Source organism: Nonomuraea sp. NPDC051298 (genome assembly GCF_055586305.1).
Genome location: NZ_JBVJIM010000007.1, coordinates 1 through 18,111, shown reverse-complemented (window position 1 = coordinate 18,111; position 18,111 = coordinate 1). Strand labels below are relative to the sequence as shown.

The 18,111-nt window shown below is 73.5% G+C and carries 15 protein-coding genes; 5 read left to right on the top strand and 10 right to left on the bottom strand.

Annotated features, from left to right (window positions below; genetic code table 11):
* The first annotated feature begins 49 nt into the window (after window positions 1-49).
* Window positions 50-763 carry an HNH endonuclease family protein gene (locus ACZ6S0_RS21630; RefSeq protein ID WP_465920378.1) on the top strand — a complete coding sequence of 238 codons (714 nt, stop codon included), beginning with the start codon at window positions 50-52 and terminating at the stop codon, window positions 761-763.
* Between the two features lie 27 nt (window positions 764-790).
* Here the strand turns inward: ACZ6S0_RS21630 and ACZ6S0_RS21625 are convergent, their stop codons facing one another.
* Window positions 791-1,633 (bottom strand): GDSL-type esterase/lipase family protein, encoded by an 843-nt coding sequence (locus ACZ6S0_RS21625; protein ID WP_465920375.1) that lies wholly within the window; start codon window positions 1,631-1,633, stop codon window positions 791-793.
* Between the two features lie 218 nt (window positions 1,634-1,851).
* Here ACZ6S0_RS21625 and ACZ6S0_RS21620 point away from each other — a divergent pair, with 218 nt between their 5' ends.
* A complete protein-coding gene (locus ACZ6S0_RS21620; RefSeq protein WP_465920371.1) occupies window positions 1,852-3,081 on the top strand; it encodes an isochorismate synthase in 1,230 nt (409 codons plus the stop codon).
* A 61-nt stretch (window positions 3,082-3,142) separates the two neighbouring features.
* Here the strand turns inward: ACZ6S0_RS21620 and ACZ6S0_RS21615 are convergent, their stop codons facing one another.
* Complete coding sequence (locus ACZ6S0_RS21615) at window positions 3,143-3,763, bottom strand: YigZ family protein (RefSeq protein WP_465920368.1); 621 nt, start codon at window positions 3,761-3,763, stop codon at window positions 3,143-3,145.
* Window positions 3,764-3,943: 180 nt separating this feature from the next.
* Here ACZ6S0_RS21615 and ACZ6S0_RS21610 point away from each other — a divergent pair, with 180 nt between their 5' ends.
* Together ACZ6S0_RS21610 and ACZ6S0_RS21605 are read left to right on the top strand one after the other, a co-directional pair.
* Window positions 3,944-5,968, top strand: a complete 2,025-nt coding sequence (locus tag ACZ6S0_RS21610; protein ID WP_465920365.1) for a hydantoinase/oxoprolinase family protein — start codon at window positions 3,944-3,946, stop codon at window positions 5,966-5,968.
* Window positions 5,965-7,593: a hydantoinase B/oxoprolinase family protein gene (locus tag ACZ6S0_RS21605; RefSeq protein WP_465920361.1), complete on the top strand. Its 1,629-nt coding sequence runs from the start codon at window positions 5,965-5,967 to the stop codon at window positions 7,591-7,593. The genes ACZ6S0_RS21610 and ACZ6S0_RS21605 overlap by 4 nt, the downstream gene beginning before the upstream one ends.
* A gap of 54 nt (window positions 7,594-7,647) precedes the next feature.
* Here ACZ6S0_RS21605 and ACZ6S0_RS21600 read toward each other — a convergent pair whose 3' ends face one another.
* From ACZ6S0_RS21600 to ACZ6S0_RS21565, 8 genes are all read right to left on the bottom strand, one after another.
* On the bottom strand, window positions 7,648-8,493 hold the full coding sequence (locus tag ACZ6S0_RS21600) for a metallophosphoesterase family protein (protein WP_465920359.1): 846 nt from the start codon (window positions 8,491-8,493) through the stop codon (window positions 7,648-7,650).
* Between the two features lie 111 nt (window positions 8,494-8,604).
* Window positions 8,605-10,254, bottom strand: a complete 1,650-nt coding sequence (locus ACZ6S0_RS21595; protein WP_465920356.1) for a PucR family transcriptional regulator — start codon at window positions 10,252-10,254, stop codon at window positions 8,605-8,607.
* Window positions 10,255-10,324: 70 nt separating this feature from the next.
* The gene (locus tag ACZ6S0_RS21590; RefSeq protein ID WP_465920353.1) at window positions 10,325-11,359 is read right to left on the bottom strand and encodes a DUF917 domain-containing protein; all 1,035 of its coding nucleotides are present in this window, start codon (window positions 11,357-11,359) and stop codon (window positions 10,325-10,327) included.
* Window positions 11,347-12,309, bottom strand: a complete 963-nt coding sequence (locus tag ACZ6S0_RS21585) for a hypothetical protein (RefSeq protein WP_465920350.1) — start codon at window positions 12,307-12,309, stop codon at window positions 11,347-11,349. The genes ACZ6S0_RS21590 and ACZ6S0_RS21585 overlap by 13 nt, the downstream gene beginning before the upstream one ends.
* Window positions 12,306-13,613, bottom strand: a complete 1,308-nt coding sequence (locus ACZ6S0_RS21580) for an MFS transporter (RefSeq protein WP_465920346.1) — start codon at window positions 13,611-13,613, stop codon at window positions 12,306-12,308. The genes ACZ6S0_RS21585 and ACZ6S0_RS21580 overlap by 4 nt, the downstream gene beginning before the upstream one ends.
* Window positions 13,614-13,934: 321 nt before the next feature.
* Window positions 13,935-14,690: an ATP-binding cassette domain-containing protein gene (locus ACZ6S0_RS21575; protein ID WP_465920343.1), complete on the bottom strand. Its 756-nt coding sequence runs from the start codon at window positions 14,688-14,690 to the stop codon at window positions 13,935-13,937.
* Window positions 14,687-15,718, bottom strand: coding sequence for an ABC transporter permease (locus ACZ6S0_RS21570; RefSeq protein ID WP_465920339.1), 1,032 nt, complete (start codon window positions 15,716-15,718; stop codon window positions 14,687-14,689). Before ACZ6S0_RS21570 ends, ACZ6S0_RS21575 begins: the two co-directional genes overlap by 4 nt.
* Window positions 15,715-16,701 (bottom strand): sugar ABC transporter substrate-binding protein, encoded by a 987-nt coding sequence (locus ACZ6S0_RS21565; protein WP_465920336.1) that lies wholly within the window; start codon window positions 16,699-16,701, stop codon window positions 15,715-15,717. Before ACZ6S0_RS21565 ends, ACZ6S0_RS21570 begins: the two co-directional genes overlap by 4 nt.
* Before the next feature lie 154 nt (window positions 16,702-16,855).
* Between ACZ6S0_RS21565 and ACZ6S0_RS21560 the strand changes: the two genes are divergently transcribed.
* A complete protein-coding gene (locus ACZ6S0_RS21560) occupies window positions 16,856-18,073 on the top strand; it encodes a phytase (protein WP_465920332.1) in 1,218 nt (405 codons plus the stop codon).
* Window positions 18,074-18,111: the final 38 nt, after the last annotated feature.

Here is an 18,111-nt window from a genome sequence, read left to right as displayed (position 1 = left end):
CGGGGCCGGGAATCTCTCTAGACAACCTGGAGCTCATTGGAGGGGCCGTTTGAGCACCAAGGACGCGTTCGCCGTCCTCACCGGCGCCGTCATCGTCGTTTCCCTCATCGACAGCACCAAGACCCCACCGGCCACCGCCGCCGGCCCGCTGGGCAACCTCAGCGGGACGCTGCCGGGCCTGGCCCCCGTCAGCGCCGACGCCGACCGGTCGGAGGCCCGTGGGCTCATCGAACGCCTGCGCGTCAAGGGGCTCGGGCCCGGCACGGGCTACACGCGCACCCGCTACGGGGAGAACTGGGCCGACAGCGCCACCGGCGTGCCGTACGCGCGCAACGGCTGCCGCACCCGTGACGACCTGCTGGCCCGCGACGGCCGGAACGTGAAATACCGGACGGGCTCGACCTGCGAGGTCGTCTCCATGGACCTGACCGACCCCTACACGGGACGGCTCATCCGCTGGCGCAAGAGTGACGCCGACGACGTACAGGTGGATCACGTGGTGCCGCTCAACTACGGGTGGCGGATGGGGGCGCGGGGGTGGCCGATGTCCAAGCGCCTCGACTTCGCCAACGACCCGCTCAACCTGCTGCCCGTCGACGGGAACGCCAACGAGCAGAAGGAAGCCTCGGGGCCAGCGGGCTGGCTGCCGCCCCGGCGCGACATCCGGTGCGCGTACGTCACGCGGTTCGCCCAGGTGGCGCTCAAGTACGACGTGCCGGTGACGGCCGCCGACAAGAGGGCGATGCTGGCGCAGTGCCGGTGACCGCCCGCTCCCGGTCACAGGCCCGCGTCAGCGGGGGTCGAGCCAGGCGAAGCCGTTGTCGTAGGTCCGCTGGGCCAGCACCGCCTGCCCGGAGGTGTTGGGGTGGAAGTAGTCCCACCTGCTCACGTGGTCGAGCGTGAACGGGTAGGAGAAGACCGCTCCCCCGTCGGTACGGCAGTTCGCGCCGTACGCGGCGCACGCCTGGGCCGCCGCGCGGTTGTAGGCCATGACGCGGTCGCGCACCCGGGAACGGCGCTCGGCGTCGGCCCGCTTGGTGGAGGTGGGCCGGGCCAGCATGGTCTGGCAGATGCGGCCGGCCGCCCAGAACGTACGGGCCAGCGGGGTGTCCTTGCCCACCTGCCAGAGCCGCCGCAGGTCGGGGATGCTGGCGATGAACACGCGGGCCCCGGGCAGGCCGGCGCGCAACTCGGCCAGCGCCGTGTCCAGGCGCCGCCGGTAGGTCTCCACGGAGGTCATCGCCTCCTCGGTGCGTACGCAGGCGTCCTGGGCGCCTATGAGAATCGTCACGTAGTCGGCCTTGGCCGAGACCGCCTTCTTCGCCTGCGCGAGCAGGTTGGCGCTGGTCGCGCCGGGGACGGCGTAGTTGTGGTTGTGCTTGTGGAGCGTTCCAGACAGTTCGGTCAATCGCAGGTAGTGGCTGTTGACCTGGCCGCTGTCGCCGGTCGCCCAGGAACGCGGCGTGCAGGAGACGTAGAAGCCGCAGGAGTTGAACCCGGTCGAGATGGAGTCGCCGAGTGCGGCCATGACCTCGGGCACCGGCTGCGCGGCGGCCGACGCGGCGGCGGCCTGGGCCGGGCCCGAGGCGGTGAGTACGACGGCGGCGAGGACGGGGCCCAGGCGAGCGATCATGGGCTCAAAGGTAGGGAGCCGATCACCGCCTCACCATGACCTCGCCGCGACGCCTGCCACTTCAGGACCGACTTCATATCGGCGCTTGACAGGCCGGACCGGATCGGGTTGGGCTCAATACGCCGTGGCATCCGGTTTTTTCCGGGTTCTTTGCCCGTAAGCTCGCATTCACGGGGGTCCGAGTCGAACGTGTTCAGTTCCCGCATAGAGTGTCTCGGGTGAGTGTCGCGCTCGGAACAACCCGCCCGCTGCCGGTTCGCACCACCCATGTCGGCGACCCCGGTGATCTGCTGGCCGCTCTCCCCCGCACCGCACCCTACGCATGGATCAGGAACGGCGAGGGATTGGTCGGCTGGGGTGAGGCCGCCCGGGTGGCCGTCCCGCCGGGGCCCGGCAGGTTCGCCTGGGCCCGCCAGTGGCTGGCCACCGTCTTCGGCGAGGCGCAGGTCGACGACGCGGTGCGCACACCCGGCTCCGGCGCGGTGGCGTTCGGCAGCTTCACCTTCGACCAGGACTCCCACGGCTCGGTGCTCGTGGTCCCGCGCGCCGTGCTGGCCCGGCGCGGCGGCCACGCCTGGCTGACCACGATCGGCGAGGCGCCGCTGGAGCGGTTCACGCCCGTCCGCGACCCCGGCCGCATCAGCTACGGCGACGGCAGCCTGTCCGCTCCCGAGTGGGAGCACATCGTGGCGCGGGCCGCCAAGCGCATCCGCGAGGGCGAGCTGGAGAAGGTGGTGCTGGCCCGCGACCTAGTCGCCACCGCCGAGCGGCCGATCGACGTGCGGCTGCTGCTGGGCCGGCTGGCCCGCCGCTATCCCGAGTGCTACACGTTCTCGGTGGCGGGGCTGGTCGGGGCCACGCCCGAGCTGCTGATCCGGCGTACGGGCCAGGAGATCGAGTCGCTGGTGCTGGCGGGCACGACCCCGCGGGGCACCGGCCCGGCCGACGACCTCGCCCGGGGGGCGGCGCTGTTCGCCTCGACGAAGGACCGGCACGAGCACGAGTGCGCGATCGCCTCCGTACGCCAGACGCTGGCGCCGCTGTGCTCCGCGCTCACCACGCCCGACGAGCCCGAGCTGCTCGTGCTGCCCAACGTGCAGCACCTGGCCAGCCACGTCACCGGGCGGCTGGCCGACGGGGCGTCGGTGCTCGACGTGGTGGCCGCCATGCACCCGACGGCGGCCGTCGGCGGCACCCCGACCGGGACCGCCATCGAGGTGATCCGCGAGCTGGAGGGCATGGACCGCTCCGGCTACGCGGGGCCGGTGGGCTGGATCGACGCCCACGGCGACGGCGAGTGGGGCATCGCGCTGCGCTCGGGGCTCGTGCAGGGCCGCCGGGCCCGGCTGTTCGCGGGCGGCGGCATCATGGGCGGCTCCGACCCGGCCGCCGAGCTGGCCGAGGCCCAGGCGAAGTTCCGGGTGATGCAGTACGCCCTGGAGGGCTGACCCCCCGAGGGCGGGCGCAGAGTGTCACTCTCCGTGGTCAGACGGGCACGTGGAGTGGCGGTCAAGCGGGCACGTGGAGGGCGTCGCCGAGGTCCACGCGGGCCCGTCCGGCCGTCAGCGTGGCCACCCAGTCGGTGAACGCGGCCACCTCGTCGTCGCCCACCGCCACGGCGAACGTCACCTCGCCCGCGTAGGCGACCTCCCGCACCGCGTGCCTGGAGGCCCGCAGGTCGTTCTCGACCCGTCCGGCCTGGTCGTGGGCGACCGCGACGCGGACGAGCCTGGCCGGGACCATCCGTACCGGCTCGGCCCGGTCGAGGGTCTCGGTCACCGCCGAGCCGTAGGCGCGCACCAGCCCGCCCGCGCCCAGCAGGGTGCCGCCGAAATAGCGGGTCACCACCGCCACCACGTCGCTGAACCCCCGCCCCACCAGCGCCTGCACCATGGGCGTGCCCGCGGTGCCGCCCGGCTCGCCGTCGTCGTCGCCCTTCTGGACCCGCTCGCCGATCACGTACGCCGTGCAGTTGTGGGTGGCGTCGGCGTGCTCGCGGCGGCGCTCGGCGATGAACGCGGCCGCCTCGCCGACAGTGCGCGCCGGGGCCAGGGCGCACAGGAAGCGCGAGCGCCGCGCCTCGGTCTCGTGCTCGACGACGGTCTTCAGGGTGAGGTACGGGGCAGGCACATCCGACAGCGTATTGCCTTGCCGCGGGAACTCCCGGACCGCAACCGGGCCGGCCGGCCCCGCCGACCTCCCGCTCCGCGCGGCGTTTTCCCGGGCACCCGGCGGGACGCACTACCGGCGGCACCCGGCTGTGCGGAGCGCACACGATCGGGCGGGCGGGCGCGGCATACGGTTCCGCGCATGAGCTATCGCGTCGCCATGGACATCGGGGGCACCTTCACCGACGTGGTCTGCTACGACGAGCGCACCGGGGCCGTGACCGCCTCGAAGGCGCCCACCACGCCCGCGGACCTGGCGGAGGGCGTCTTCGCCGCGCTGGGCCGGGTCGTCGACGATCCCGCGGACATCTCGTTCTTCGTGCACGGCACCACGCAGGGGCTCAACGCGCTGCTGGAGCGCAAGGGCGCGCGGGTGCTGCTGCTGTCCGGCCAGGGCGGCCGGGACGTCTACCAGATCGCCAGGGGCAACCGGGACCGCATGTTCGACCTGCGTTACCGCAAACCCGAGCCGCTGGTGCCCCGGCAGGACGTCATGGAGATCGGCGGCCGGCTGGACTACCGGGGGCGGGAGCTGGTCCCGCTGGACGAGGAGTCGGTGCGGGCGGCGGCCCGGCGGGCGCGCGCCGAGGGGTTCGACGCGGTGGCGGTGTGCCTGCTGTTCTCCTTCGCCGATCCGGCCCACGAGCTGCGGGCGGGCGAGATCCTCCGGGCGGAGCTGGGCGAGGACGTGCTGGTCGTGCTCTCGCACGAGGTCGCGCGGGAGTGGCGGGAGTACGAGCGGACCTCCTCGGCGGTGCTGGAGGCGTACACCGGGCCGGTGGTGCGCGGTTACCTGGCCGGAATCGGGCGGCGCTTCGCCGAGCGCGGGCTGGGCGTGCCGGTGCACGTGATGCAGTCGTCGGGAGGGCTGGTCAACGCCTCGTACGCGATGCGCCGGCCGCTGCAGACGCTGCTGTCCGGGCCGGTCGGCGGGACGATGGGCGGGGTGGCGGCATCGAGGCTGCTGGGCACCGGCCACGCGATCTGCGTCGACATGGGCGGGACGTCGTTCGACGTGTCGCTCATCGTGAACGGCCGTCCCGACGTCAGCGCCGAGGCGCGCATCGAGGGCTACCCGGTGCTGATGCCGATCGTGAACCTGCACACGATCGGCGCGGGCGGCGGCTCGATCGCCTACGCCGAGGCGGGCGCGCTGCGCGTCGGCCCCGAGTCGGCCGGGGCCGTGCCGGGCCCGGCCTGCTACGGCAGGGGCGGCGTCCGGCCCACCGTCACGGACGCGAACGTGGCGCTCGGGCGGATGGACCCGGCGTGGTTCGCGGGCGGCCTGATGACGCTGGACCACGAGGCCGCCGGGGCCGCGGTGGCCGAGCTGGCCGAGGAGCTGGACCTCGATCCGCTGCGGCTGGCCGAGGGCATCTGCGACGTGGCCAACGCCAAGATGGCGCAGGCGATCCGTACGCTGACCGTGGAGCACGGGGTGGAGCCGCGGGAGTTCGCACTGGTGGCCTTCGGCGGCGCGGGCCCGATGCACGCCGTGTTCATCGCCCGGGAGCTGGGGATCTCCGAGGTGGTGGTACCGCGCTTCCCCGGGGCGTTCTCGGCGTGGGGGATGCTGCAGGCCGAGGTGCGCAGGGATCTGACGCATCCGTACTTCCGGCCGCAGGACACGCTCGACGGCGCCGACATGTGCGCGAACCTGGCCGCCCTGGAGCGGGAGGCGCTCGACGCGCTCGACGGGCAGGGCGTCCCGGAGGAGCGGCGGCGGGTGGAGCACGCCGTGGAGATGCGTTACGAGGGCCAGGACTACACGCTCACCGTCCCGCTGCGCGACGCCGAGGAACCGGCCGAGCCCGAGTTCCTCGCCGAGATCGCGGCCCGCTACGCCGAGGCGCACACCGGCCGCTACGGGCACGCCACGCCGGAGGCGCCGGTGGAGTTCGTCATGCTGCGCAGCACGGGGTTCGGCACGTTCGCGCGCACGGCGGCCCCGGCCGTGGCGGGGCCCGAGCAGGCGCCGCCCTGCGTCCATGACGTGATCTTCGACGGCGCCGTGCACCGCACCCCCGTGCTGCGCCGCGCCGACCTCGACGGCGAACTGACCGGGCCCGCGATCGTGGTCGAGGAGACCGCGACCACGGTCATCCCGCCCGGCTGCCTGGCCACCGTGGACGAGAACGGCTTCCTCATCGTGAAAGTGGACATGTGATCAACCCCGTCACCACAGAGATCATCCGATGCGCGCTGCTCCAGGCGGCGGAAGACATGAACACCACCCTCATCCGCAGCTCCTACACCCCCGTCATCTACGAGGCCAAGGACTGCGCGGTCGCACTGCTCGACCGCGACCACAACGTCCTGGGCCAGTCGTCCGGCCTGCCGATCTTCCTGGGCAACCTGGAGGTGTGCACCCGCGAGACCGAGCGCCTGTACGGCCGGGAGGTCTGGCGGGAGGGCGACGTGTGGCTGCTCAACGACTCCTACATCGGCGGCACCCACCTCAACGACGTCACCGTCTACGGGCCGATCTTCGCCGGCGGGGAGCTGGCCGGGTTCGCGGCCTCGCGGGCGCACTGGCTCGACGTCGGCTCCAAGGACCCCGGCGGCTCGATGGACTCCACGTCGATCTTCCAGGAGGGCCTGCGGATGCCCCCGGTCAAGGTGTACGCGGGCGGGCGGCCCTGCCGCGACCTGCACCAGGTGATCGCCCGCAACGTACGCTTCCCGCACGCCACCCTCGGCGACCTGCGGGCCCAGGTGAGCTGCGCCATGACCGGCCAGCGGCGGCTGAAGGAGATCGTCGACCGGTGGGGCCGGGAGACCGTGACGGCCGCCCGCGACCAGATCTTCGCCCAGACCGAGCGCATGGAGCGGGCCGCCATCGCGGCCATCCCCGACGGCGTCTACGAGGCGTCGGGCTTCCTCGACAACGACGGCGTCGACCTGGCCACGCCGCTGCCGGTCGGCGTGCGGATCACGGTGTCGGGCGAGCACATGCATGTCGACCTGAGCGACTGCGCCGACCAGGCGACGGGCCCGGTCAACTGCGGCGCGGCGCAGGCGGTGGCCGCCGTGCGGGTGGGCTACAAGCTGCTCGTCTCCGGTGACGTGCCGCTGAACGGGGGGTCGTTCCGACCGCTGTCGGTGCGGACGCGGCCCGGCTCGATGCTGGCCGCCGAGTCGCCGGCCGCCTGCCAGTACTACTACTCCCACCTGGGGCTGCTCATCGACCTGGTGGTCAAGGCGCTCGCACCGGCGCTGCCGGGCAAGGCGGCCGCGGCGTCGTACGGGGACTCGATGATCGTGCAGTTCACCGGGACGGACCCGCGTACCGGCAAGCTGTACGTCTCCCAGGAGGCCACGGTGGGCGGCTGGGGCGCCTGGGAGGGCGGCGACGGCGAGAGCTGCCTGATCAACAACGTCAACGGCTCGCTCAGGGACATGCCGATCGAGGTGCTGGAGACGTTGTTCCCGGTCCGCGTCACCCGCTACGAACTTCGGCCGGACACCGGCGGCGCCGGCCGGTGGCGCGGCGGCAACGGCGTGGTCCGCGAGTACGAGTTCCGCGGCGACACCTCGCTGTCGCTGTGGTTCGAACGCTCGGTCACCCCCGCCTGGGGGCTGGCCGGCGGCGGGGCGGGCGCTCCGCCGCGGGTCACCATCAACCCGGGCACCGAACGGGCGCGCGAGCTGCTCAAGGTGAACGCGCTGCCGGTCAGGACGGGCGACGTGCTGCGCTGCGAGTCGGGCGGGGGCGGCGGCTACGGCCCGGCCGGTGACCGCGACCCCGTCGCCCTGGCCGCCGACCTGGCGCAGGGCATGGTCACCCGCTGACTCCACGCCTTCCCCTGGCCGCGGTCGGCTTTCGCGCAGGACGTCGCGCCGTGGTCAGCTTTCGGGCAGGACGTCGCGCAGCAGGCGGCGCGGGCCGGGGCGGCTCTTCCACTCACGCGGGTAGCCGAGCGAGACCTCCTCGAAGCGGACGCCGTCGTGCCAGGTGACGCGGGGGATGTGCAGGTGGCCGTAGATCATGGCGGCCGTGCGGTGGCGGCGGTGCCAGTCTCTGGTGGCCGTGGTGCCGCACCACTGGGCGAACTCGGGGTAACGCAGGATGTCCGTCGGCTCGCGTACCAGGGGGTAGTGGTTGACGAACACCAGCGGCACGTCGTCGTCGAGCGCCGCCAGGCGCCGCTCGGTCAGCTCCACGCGGGCCCGGCACCACGCCTCGCGGCTCGGGTACGGGTCGGGGTGCAGGACGTACTCGTCGGTGCAGACCACGCCGGTGCTGTGGGCGTAGGCCAGGCCGCTGTCCTTCGTGTGGTGGCCCGGGGGCAGGAACGTGTAGTCGTACAGGAGGAACAGCGGCACGATCCGCACCGGGCCGCCCGAGCCCTCCCACAGCGGGTAGTCGTCCTCCGGCGTGAGCACGCCCAGGTCGCGGCAGACGCCCACCAGGTGCTCGTAGCGGGCCACCCCGCGCAGGTCGGACCGCTCGCCCTTCACCGTCCACAGCTCGTGGTTGCCCGGCACCCAGACGACCCGTTCAAAGCGGCCGGCCAGCAGGCCCAACGCCCACCTGATGTCGGCCAGCCGCTCCCCCACGTCGCCGGCCACCAGCAGCCAGTCGCCCGGGGTGAGCGGTTTCAGCTCTTCGACGACGGCCCGGTTCTCGGGGTAGGCGACGTGCAGGTCGCTGACCGCCAGCAGCCTGCCTTCTGTCGGGGAAGCGGGCAACGGATGTCTCCTTCCGGGGGGCGCCTTCCGTGGTCGCCGTTACGAGCATGCCATGCGGGGCTCCCGCGTACGCGGTCCCGGATGTACGGTTCCGGCCGTCCCCGTGATCGGTCAGCGGAGCATCACGTGGCAGGCCAGTTGCAGGGCCAGGCGGGTGGCGGCGTCGTCGAGGTCGAAGCCCGCCGCCTTGATGCGCTCCAGGCGGGTGGTGATCGTGTTGCGGTGGACGCCCAGTCGTTCCGCGGCCTTCAGCGCGCCGCCCTCGTCCAGGACCGCGGCCAGCGTCTCCAGCAGCGTGCCGTCGCGGTCGACGGCCAGCAGCGGGCGCAGCACGACGGCCGCCGGGGTCTGGAGCGCGGCGGTGGGCAGGGCTCCGAGCAGCTCGGCCGGGCCCATCTGGTCGGCGCGGGACACCGTGCCCGCACCCGCCACGTACGCCGCCGCCTGGGCCCCGAGCAGCGACTCCTCGGCCATGTCCAGGCCCTCGGCCTGCGCGCCCACGCCGCCCGCGCACGGCCAGGGCAGCGTACGCAGGCAGCGGATCAGGCGCTCGGCCAGCTCGGCGGGGCCCAGCGCGGACCAGCCCGCCCAGCCGCCGCCGCGGGCCAGCACGGGGACCTCGCCCAGGGCGGCCGTGATGAGGGCGCGGGCCGGGACGTCCTCGCCCGGTTCGGCGACGGGGCGGACCTGGTAGGCGGTGAGCGGGCCGCGTACGGGCCAGCCCAGCGCGATGGCGCCCGTCCGCGTCCCTTCGATCGCGCCCGCCTTCGTCCCTTCGATCGCACCCGTGCGCGTCACCCCGGCAGTCCCCCCGACAGTCCCCACCGCCGTCTCGTCAGCCGTCTCCTCGGCCGGGCCCTCGGCCGACCCCTCGCTCGGTTCCTCGTCCGCCGTGTCCTCCGGTTCGGCGATCCCCGGCACCGGCCCGACCTCGGCCGCCGAGTCCGGGTGCGCGCCCGCGGCCTCGGCGAGCAGGCGCTCGGCCAGCGACGCCTGCAGCGCGAAGTCGCGGGAGGCGCGCAGCCGCTCCTGCGCCGCCCACGCCGTCAGCGGCGCGACCGCCAGCCCCAGCACCGTACGCACCACCGCCGGCCAGCCCGGCCCCCGCGACGTCCCGGCCGCCACCAGCGTCCCCAGCACCCCGCCGTCCAGGTCGGGCACTGCCACCTCGGCCGACCACCGGGCGCGGCCCGGCAGGGCGTCCCCTGCGGCGTCCCTGCGGCCCGCCAGCGACTGACCGTACCGGTCGAGGAAGGCCACCGACGTGCCGGGCAGCTCCGCGTTCAGCACCCCGAGCACCCGCCGCGCCGAGGCGCCCGTGTCGGCCAGCCGGGTGGCGCAGCGGGCCACGAGCTGCGTACGGGCCGCGTCCGGCCGGGACGCGGCCGAGGCCACCCGGACCGCGACGAGCAGCGGATCCTCGTCCACGAAGATCAACGTCACGCCGAGCCGCTCCGCCAGCACCTCCCCCGAGCCCTCGCTCAGCCCGCCCGACGGCGCGATCACGCACGCCGCCGCCTGTTCCCAGGCCCGGCGCATCGCCATCTCCACCGCCCAGCCCCCGCTGGCCGCCGCGCCGGTCAGCACCACCGCGGTGTGCGGCGCGACCGTCCCGAAGACCGACAGCTCGTCCACGATCCGCACGCCGCGCACCGGGTTCTCGCCCGCGCCGTACATGCGCGCCCCGGCCAGCGGGCCCGCGTTGACCAGCTCGGCCACCGTGACCGGCGCCTCCCACCCCGGTGCCCGCACCGCGCTCACCCCTGCCTCCCCGGTCTCACAGCGATCTCCGTCCTCACAGCGGGATCCGTTCTCAGAACGGGATCCGTTCTCACAGCGGGATCCCGAACGCCCGTGGCCCGCCCAGCGCCAGCCCCCGCGCCGTGTGCCACACCGGCGCCGCCCGCACCACCATGATGTCCACCTCCAGGCCGGGTTCCGCCTTGTCCACGTCCACCACCATCTCGTCGGCGGTCGAGATCATGCAGATCAGGTCCGGGACCGTGGCCGCCACCGCGCCGTCCGCCAAGGCCAGGACGATCTCGTTGTGCGCCTCCAACCTGACCAGCCGGCGCAGCCCCTCCGACTCGCGCAGCACGATGCTGGACGGCAGCGACGGCAGGGCCAGGTCGGTGCCGTGCCCCGTGCTGCCCTCCACGGCCAGGATCCGGCCTCGGCACAACGCCCGCACCCCGTACGGCGCCGCCACCGACCGCTCGACCCCCGGCTCCCCCGCCCGCATGAGCAGGCTCACCGTACCCGGCACCACCGCCTGGGCCAGGTCGCGGGCCGCCATCGGATAGCACGCCGCCACCGCCCACCCCCCGAGCGCCAGCACCACAGGACGCAGCAGCTCCTCCACCCGGTCGGCCGCCGTCTCCAGCAGCACCACCTCCCCCGAGCCGCCCGCCAGCGCCACCGGGGCCGGGCTCAGCCCGCCCAGCGCGTACGTCGTCTGCTCCAGCAGCGGGAACACCCGCCCCGACCCGTCGCCGTCCACCAGCGGCACCCCCAGCCGGGCCGCCGCGACCAGCGGGATCAGCGCGTTCTCGGCCGCCAGGTTCAGCGCCACCACCGCCCCGGCCCGCTCCCCCAGCCTGCGCTCCAGCGCCCGCACCGCCCGCTCGGGCTCGTCGCCGAACGGCAACTGCTCGCCCAGCGCCGTCGTGGAGCCCACCAGGCTGACCGCCACGCACAGCGTGTCCGGCTCGGGCTCGCCCGCCGCCAGCAGCTCGACGCCGTGGCCGAGCACCGACCGCGCCCAGTCCACGGCGAGGTTGAACGACGACTCCGCCGCCCCCGTCGCGAACACCCGCGACCCCGCCGAGAACCGGGCCAGCCCGTCGAGGTCGATCAGCCGGCCCACGGCCGCCCGCCCGCGGTCACCCGTACCCGATACAGGCCGTCCGGGAGGTAGGAGAGCGGGTTCACCGTGGTCTCCGCGATCCGGGCCGAGCCCGGCGCGGCCCCCGCGCTGACCACCCGGGTCAGCGCCTCGTCCCTGGCGTCCTGGAGCACCCGCTCCAGCTCCGCCCGGCCGCGGGCCTGGACGATCCGTTCGACCTGCGCCTCCGGCTCCGCCAGCGCCGCCCCGTACGCCGCCGCCACCCCTTCTGGGGCCGTCCGCCCGGCCTCGCCCAGCTCGGCCCGCCCCCGTTCCCCGCTCGCGGTCGCCCCCAGGTCGCAGGCCAGCGGGAACCTGCGGAAATAGTGCGCCGACACCAGCCCGCTCCCCGACCTGGCGAAATACGCCGGCACCCCGGGCAGTTCCCTGGCCACCTCGTCGGCGATCCGCCCCGCCGCCGGGCCGAGTGCCGCGTTGCGGATCGCGTCCGCCTCGCGCTCGCGCAGGCCCGGGTGCCCGAACTCGTACGACAGCGTGATCCGGGCGTCCGGCACCTCGGCCGCGATGATCGCCGCCACGGCCAGCTCGTGCTCGGTCAGCATGGGCGACCCCGTGGCCGTCACGGCGAAGTCCGCCAGCCCGCAGGTGGTCGCGAACCGGCGTACCGCCTCGGTGTCCAGCGGCGCCAGCCGCCGTCCCGTCACGCTGTGGCCGCCGCGTACGATCGTGGCCACCCCCGAGCCGACCACCGGCCGCAGCGCCGACGCGCACGGCCCGCCCACCCGGATGGCCGCCACCGCCGCCGTCCGCGCCCCGGTCAGGTCGAGCGCCACGCAGGCCCGCGAGGCCGTACGGGCCGTGGCGCGGGCCACCGGCCAGGACGGGACGCCTCCGGTGACCGTCACCAGTACCGGAGCCTCCGAGGGCTCGTCGGAGGGCTCCTGGATGCGCAGGGCGACGCCGAGGATCACTCCAGCTCGCGTCCTTCCGTCTCCGGCAGTGGCACCGCCAGCAGCGCCGTGGCCACCATGAACGCGGTGATGATCAGCAGCGTGGGCGTGAACCCGGTCGCGTGCGCGAGCAGCGCGCCCACCGCCGACGGCGCGACGGTGGTGGCCACGAGCTGCGCCGCCGTGGCCCACGAGTAGCCGGTGCCGCGCAGGGCGGTCGGGTAGAACTCGCCGTTCCAGGTGTTCCAGACGCCCCACGCGCCCAGGCTGAAGAACGCCAGCACGAAGTTGCCCAGGTACAGCCCGGCCGTGGACTCGGCGGTGGCGAACCAGAGCCCGCCCAGCGCCGCCGCCACCACGTACGTCAGGAACACCCTCTTGCGCCCGAACCGGCCGGTCAGCAGCGAGGCGCTCACGTACCCGGGGATCATCATCAGCGCGCTCAGCGCGGCGAACCCGAGCGAGGCCGACAACGTCAGCCCGCGCTCCTGCAGCAGCACCGGCAGCCAGGTCTGCAGGCCCCAGTAGCCCCAGTTGAAGGTGAAGTTCAGCACCAGCATGACCACGGTGATCCGGGCCAGCCCGCCCTTGAACAGGTCGAGTGGCCGTCCCGCGCGCCGGCTCACCACCGTGAACGTGGCGTCGGCGTCCGGGCTGCCCAGCGCGCGCAGCACCGCCCGTGCCTCCTCCTGCCGCCCGCGCGCCGCCAGCCAGTACGGCGACTCCGGCACCCACGCCCTGACCGCGAACGCCCACAGCCCCGCCGCCGCGCTCGCGATCACAACCGCGCGCCAGCCCAGATGGCCCAGGGACACGGACGCGCCGATCGCGGCCAGGATGCCGATCGGCCACCCGATCGACAGGTAGACCGCCGCCCGCCCGCGGTGCCGGGTCGGCAGCAGCTCCAGGAAGAGGGGGAACGTGATCGTGTACACCCCGGCCAGCGCCAGCCCCGAGGCCACCCGCAGCGCCACCAGCACCTCCGCGTTCGGGGCGAACGCGGAGGCCAGCGCGATCACCCCGTACGCCAGCAGCGACCAGAACGCCGTCGGCCGCCGCCCGATCCGGTCGGCCACCGGCCCCCACACCAGCACGCCGGGGATCATGCCGAGCGCGACCGCCGACAGCACGACCCCGACGCCCGCCTCGTCGATGCCCAGCCGCGCGCCCAGGTCGCCGGAGACGTAGACGAGCGCGAGCTGCTCCCACGACTCGATGACGAACGCGATGAACAGCGCGAGCGCGGCGAGCACGTGCCTGCGGGTGAACGGCATGCGGTCGAACGCCGCGCCGATGGGCAGGGTTCGTGCGTCGATGGCGGTCATGGAGGCTCCTCGCAGGGGGAATGGGAAGCACGCCCGGAGGCGGGCCGGGGAGCGGGCCGCCCCGCTGGGCGGCCCGCCGTCCTCGGGCGGCCCGGTAATAACGGCCCCAGGGGTGCTCCCGGCCACAACCCCATGCCAGGCGCCCCTTACCCGGCGGCTTCCGGGTGCGGCACGACGCGCCTGCTGGTCATCGTGGTCATGGCGATCTCTTGGGCCTCCGATTCCGGCATACCGAGGACTTATGCCTGTACTCTCGTCCAGCCCATCGCCCAAAACCATCAAATGTCCACCAAATTTGCCCGTTCGGGGAACCGGCCGGGCTCACTCGCGCCGCAGTTCGTGCGCCAGCTCCTCCAGCTCCGCACCGCCCGCCATGAGCGCGGTCAGCTCCTGCGTGGTGACGTCGGCCTTGCCGTACGCGCCGACGCAGGCGCCCCGGTTGAGCAGCAGGAACCGGTCACCGACCGGGTAGGCGTGGTGCGGGTTGTGGGTGATGAACACGACGCCGAGCCCCCGGTCGCGGGCACGGGCGATGTAGCGCAGCACGACGCCCGCCTGCTTGACCCCGAGCGCCGAGGTGGGCTCGTCGAGGATGAGCACGCGGGCGCCGAAGTGGACGGCCCTCGCGATGGCCACCGACTGCCGCTCGCCGCCGGACAGCGTACCGACCGGCTGGTCCACGTCGCGGATGTCGATGCCCATGGCGCGCAGCTCCTCGCGCGCCACCCGGCGGGCCCTGGCCACGTCGAAGGCCAGGCCCTTGCGGGGCTCGGAGCCGAGGAAGAAGTTACGCCAGACGGACATGAGCGGGATCATCGCCAGGTCCTGGTAGACGGTGGCGATGCCGCGGTCGAGCGCGTCGCGGGGGCTGGCGAAGCGCACCTCCTGCCCGTCCACCAGGTACGCCCCCGCGTCGTGCTGGTGCACCCCCGAGAGGATCTTGATGAGCGTCGACTTGCCCGCGCCGTTGTCGCCGAGCACGCAGGTGACCTCCCCGGCCGCCACGCCCATCGACACCTCGCGCAGCGCCAGCACCGAGCCGAACGTCTTGCCGATGCCCCTGGTCTCCAGGATCAATGCCGCACCTCCTCGGCGTACCGCCTGACCAGGCGGTTGGCCAGCGTCGCCAGCAGCAGCATCGCGCCGAGGAAGAACGTGAACCAGTCGGCGTCCCAGCCCAGGAACACGATGCCCTTGTCGGCCATCCCGAAGATCACCGCGCCGATGGCGGCGCCGATGGCCGAGCCGTACCCGCCGGTCAGCAGGCAGCCGCCGATCACGGCGGCGATGATGTAGATGAACTCCTGCCCGATGCCGATGTTGGCCTGCACGGACGTGTACCGCAGCGCGAGGGTCGAGCCGACCAGCCACGCCGCGAACGCCGTGGTCATGAACAGCGCGATCTTCGTACGGGCGGCGGGCACGCCCACCGCGCGGGCGGCCTGCTCGTTGCCGCCCACCGCGAAGATCCAGTTGCCGACCTTCGAGCGCATCAGCACCCACGTCGCCACCGCCGTCACCAGGACCCACCACAGGATCGCCACCCGGAACGAGGTGCCGCCGATCTCGATCGTCCCGGCCAGGACCGCGTTCGCCGCCTCGAACCCCTCCGCCCGGCGCAGCCCGCTGACCTGCACCGTCCCGGTGATGGCCTTGGTGACGCCGAGATTGATCCCCTGCAGCATGAGGAACGTGCCCAGCGTCACGATGAAGCTGGGCAGCCGCGTCCTGGTGACCACCAGCCCGTTGGCGAACCCCACCGCCAGCGCCACGACCAGCCCGGCCAGCATCGCCAGCCACACGTTCAGCCCGAACCTGGTGGCCAGCGTCACCAGGATCAGCCCGCTGGTGCCGGTCAGCACCCCGGCCGACAGGTCGAACTCCCCGCCGATCATCAGCAGCGCCACCGCGACCGCCATGATGCCCAGCGTGGCCGCCGGGTCGAGCCAGTTGGCGATGCCGTCCGGCGAGCGGAACACCGGCGACTGCACGGCGAAGAACGCGAACACCAGCACCAGCCCGACCACCGCGCCCAGCTCGGGCCTGATCAGCAGGCGGCGGGTCAGCCCGACGTGGGCGATCCGCTCGTCGGCCGCGACGGTCATCGCGTGCCCGCCTCGGCCAGCTCGGCCACCTGCGCGGCGTTGTCCTTGGTGACGAATCCGGGCCCGGTGTTGACCGGCAGGCCGCCGCCGACGGTGTTGAGGTTGGCCTTGTACAGGTTGAGGAACGTGATCGGCAGGTAGCCCTGCAGGTACTGCTGCTGGTCCACGGCGAACAGGATCTGCCCGTCGTTGATCGCGGTCACCACGTCCGCCGACAGGTCGAACGTGGCCAGCTTGGCCTGCGAGCCCGCGTCGCCGATCGCGTCCCTGGCGGCCACCGCGACCGCCGGGTTGAGCGTGAGCACCCCGTTGACCTGCTGGTCGGTCTGGAGCCTGGCGGCGACCTTGGAGGTGACGTCGGCCAGGTTGCTCACGTCGACCTGCAGCCGCTCGACCGTGCCGCCCAGCGTCTGCTCGGCGCCCTTGCAGCGCTGGTCGAGCCCGACGTTGCCGGCCTCGTGGATCACGCACAGCAGCTTGGTGACGCCGGCCGCCTTGAGCTGCTCGCCGGCGCCGCGCCCGGCCACGTCCTCCGACTGCCCGACGTGCGTGATCGCGCCGAACGCCTTGGAGGAGTCGGCCCCCGAGTTGATCGTGACGACCGGGATCTTCGCCGTGACCGCCTTGCCGATCGCCTCTTTCAGCGCGTCGGGGTTGGCCATGGAGACCACGATGCCGTCCACCTTCTCCGAGACGGCCTGGTCGATGAGCTGCGACTGCTTGGCCGGGTCGCCGTCGCCCTGGTAGGTGACGTTCGCCCCGTACTGCTTGCCGGCGGCCTCCGCGCCGTTCTTGACCACGTCCCAGAAGGAGTCGCCGGGCGCGCCGTGGGTGATCACGGCGAAACGGCCGCCGCCTCCGGACGGCGCGGCCGCCTCGGAGGCGGCGGGTGGAGCGCTCCGCGCGGTCTGACCTCCTGAGGAGGAGCAGCCGCTGACGGCGAGAACGCCCAGCAGGGCCAGCACGATCGGGGTACGTCTCACAGGACACCTCCAAGACCAACGGGCTCGCCCTGGTTCTACCTCAATGTCATCTGTTTGTATAGACATGCTGACTTATGCCCGGCACGTTAACCCGTCGTTCAAGGCGGACAGCGAATCTGGAGAGATGCCTCTGCGTGCGTTCTTATCCGCGGCAATGCTTCTTGTCACCCCCCTCACCCCGGCGCCCGTGGCGGAGGTGGTGGCCGCCACCGAGACCCCGCCCCTCTACGACGACGAGGCCGGCGGCTTCGCCAACGGCGACGACCCGGCCATCTGGGTGCACCCCTCCCGGCCCGCCAAGAGCGTCGTGATCACCACGGCCAAGGAGGGCGGCCTGTACGCGTACTCGCTGTCCGGCGCCCAACTCCAGCACCTGCCCGCCCAGCCGCCGCCCGGCCCCGGCCACGAGCCGGGACGGCTCAACAACGTCGACCTCGTCCACGGCTTCCGCCTGTCCACCGGCGCCAAGGTCGACCTCGCCGTCGCCTCCGACCGGGGACGCGACCAGTTGCGCGTGTTCGCCATCGACCCGGCCGCGGCCGCCGCCGGCCGGCCTCCCCTCACCGACGTGACCGACCTGGCCGTGCCGTTCGTCTTCAACGGCGGCCAGGAGGAGGTGGACGAGGCGCGGACCGCGTACGGGCTGGCCGTCAGCGGCACCCGCGTCGTGGTCAGCCGCCGCCACCAGACCCGGCTCGGCCTGCTCCAGCTCGCCGCCGCCCCCGGCGGCAAGGTCACCTACCGCAACGTCCGCACGCTCGACCTGCCCGCCGCCTTCCCCCTCCCCGACGGCACCACCTGGACGCCATGCGGCGAGCCCGGCGAGCTGGCGCAGGTCGAGGGCATGGTGGTGGACCACGCCCGCGGCGTGCTGTACGCGGCACAGGAGGACGTCGGCATCTGGCGCCTGCGCGCCGACCTGACCGGCCGCCCCGCGCTGATGGACAAGGTCAAGGAGTACGGCAGGCAGGACACCTACGACCCGGAGACGGAGGAGTGCCTGCCCGGCCAGGACCGCGGCTACGGCGGCGACCACCTGTCGGCCGACGCCGAGGGCCTGACGATCTACGAGGACGGGCCGCGCGACGGCTACCTGCTGGCCTCCAGCCAGGGCGACGACACGTTCGCCGCGTACGACCGGGCGGACAACACACACATCGGGCAGTTCCGCGTGACGTCAGGACCACGCGCGGACGGGGCCGAGGTGAGCGACGGCGCCATGGTCACCAGCGCCGCGCTCGGCAGCGCCTTCCCGAAGGGCCTGCTGGTGGTCCACGACGGGGCCGACACGCCCGGCGACGGGGACCGGGAGGTGACGAACTTCAAGTTCGTCGACTGGCGCCAGGTCGCTGGTGCACTTGACCTGGGGTGAAGCGCGAAGGAGCCCAATCGAGAGCGCGATCATTCCGT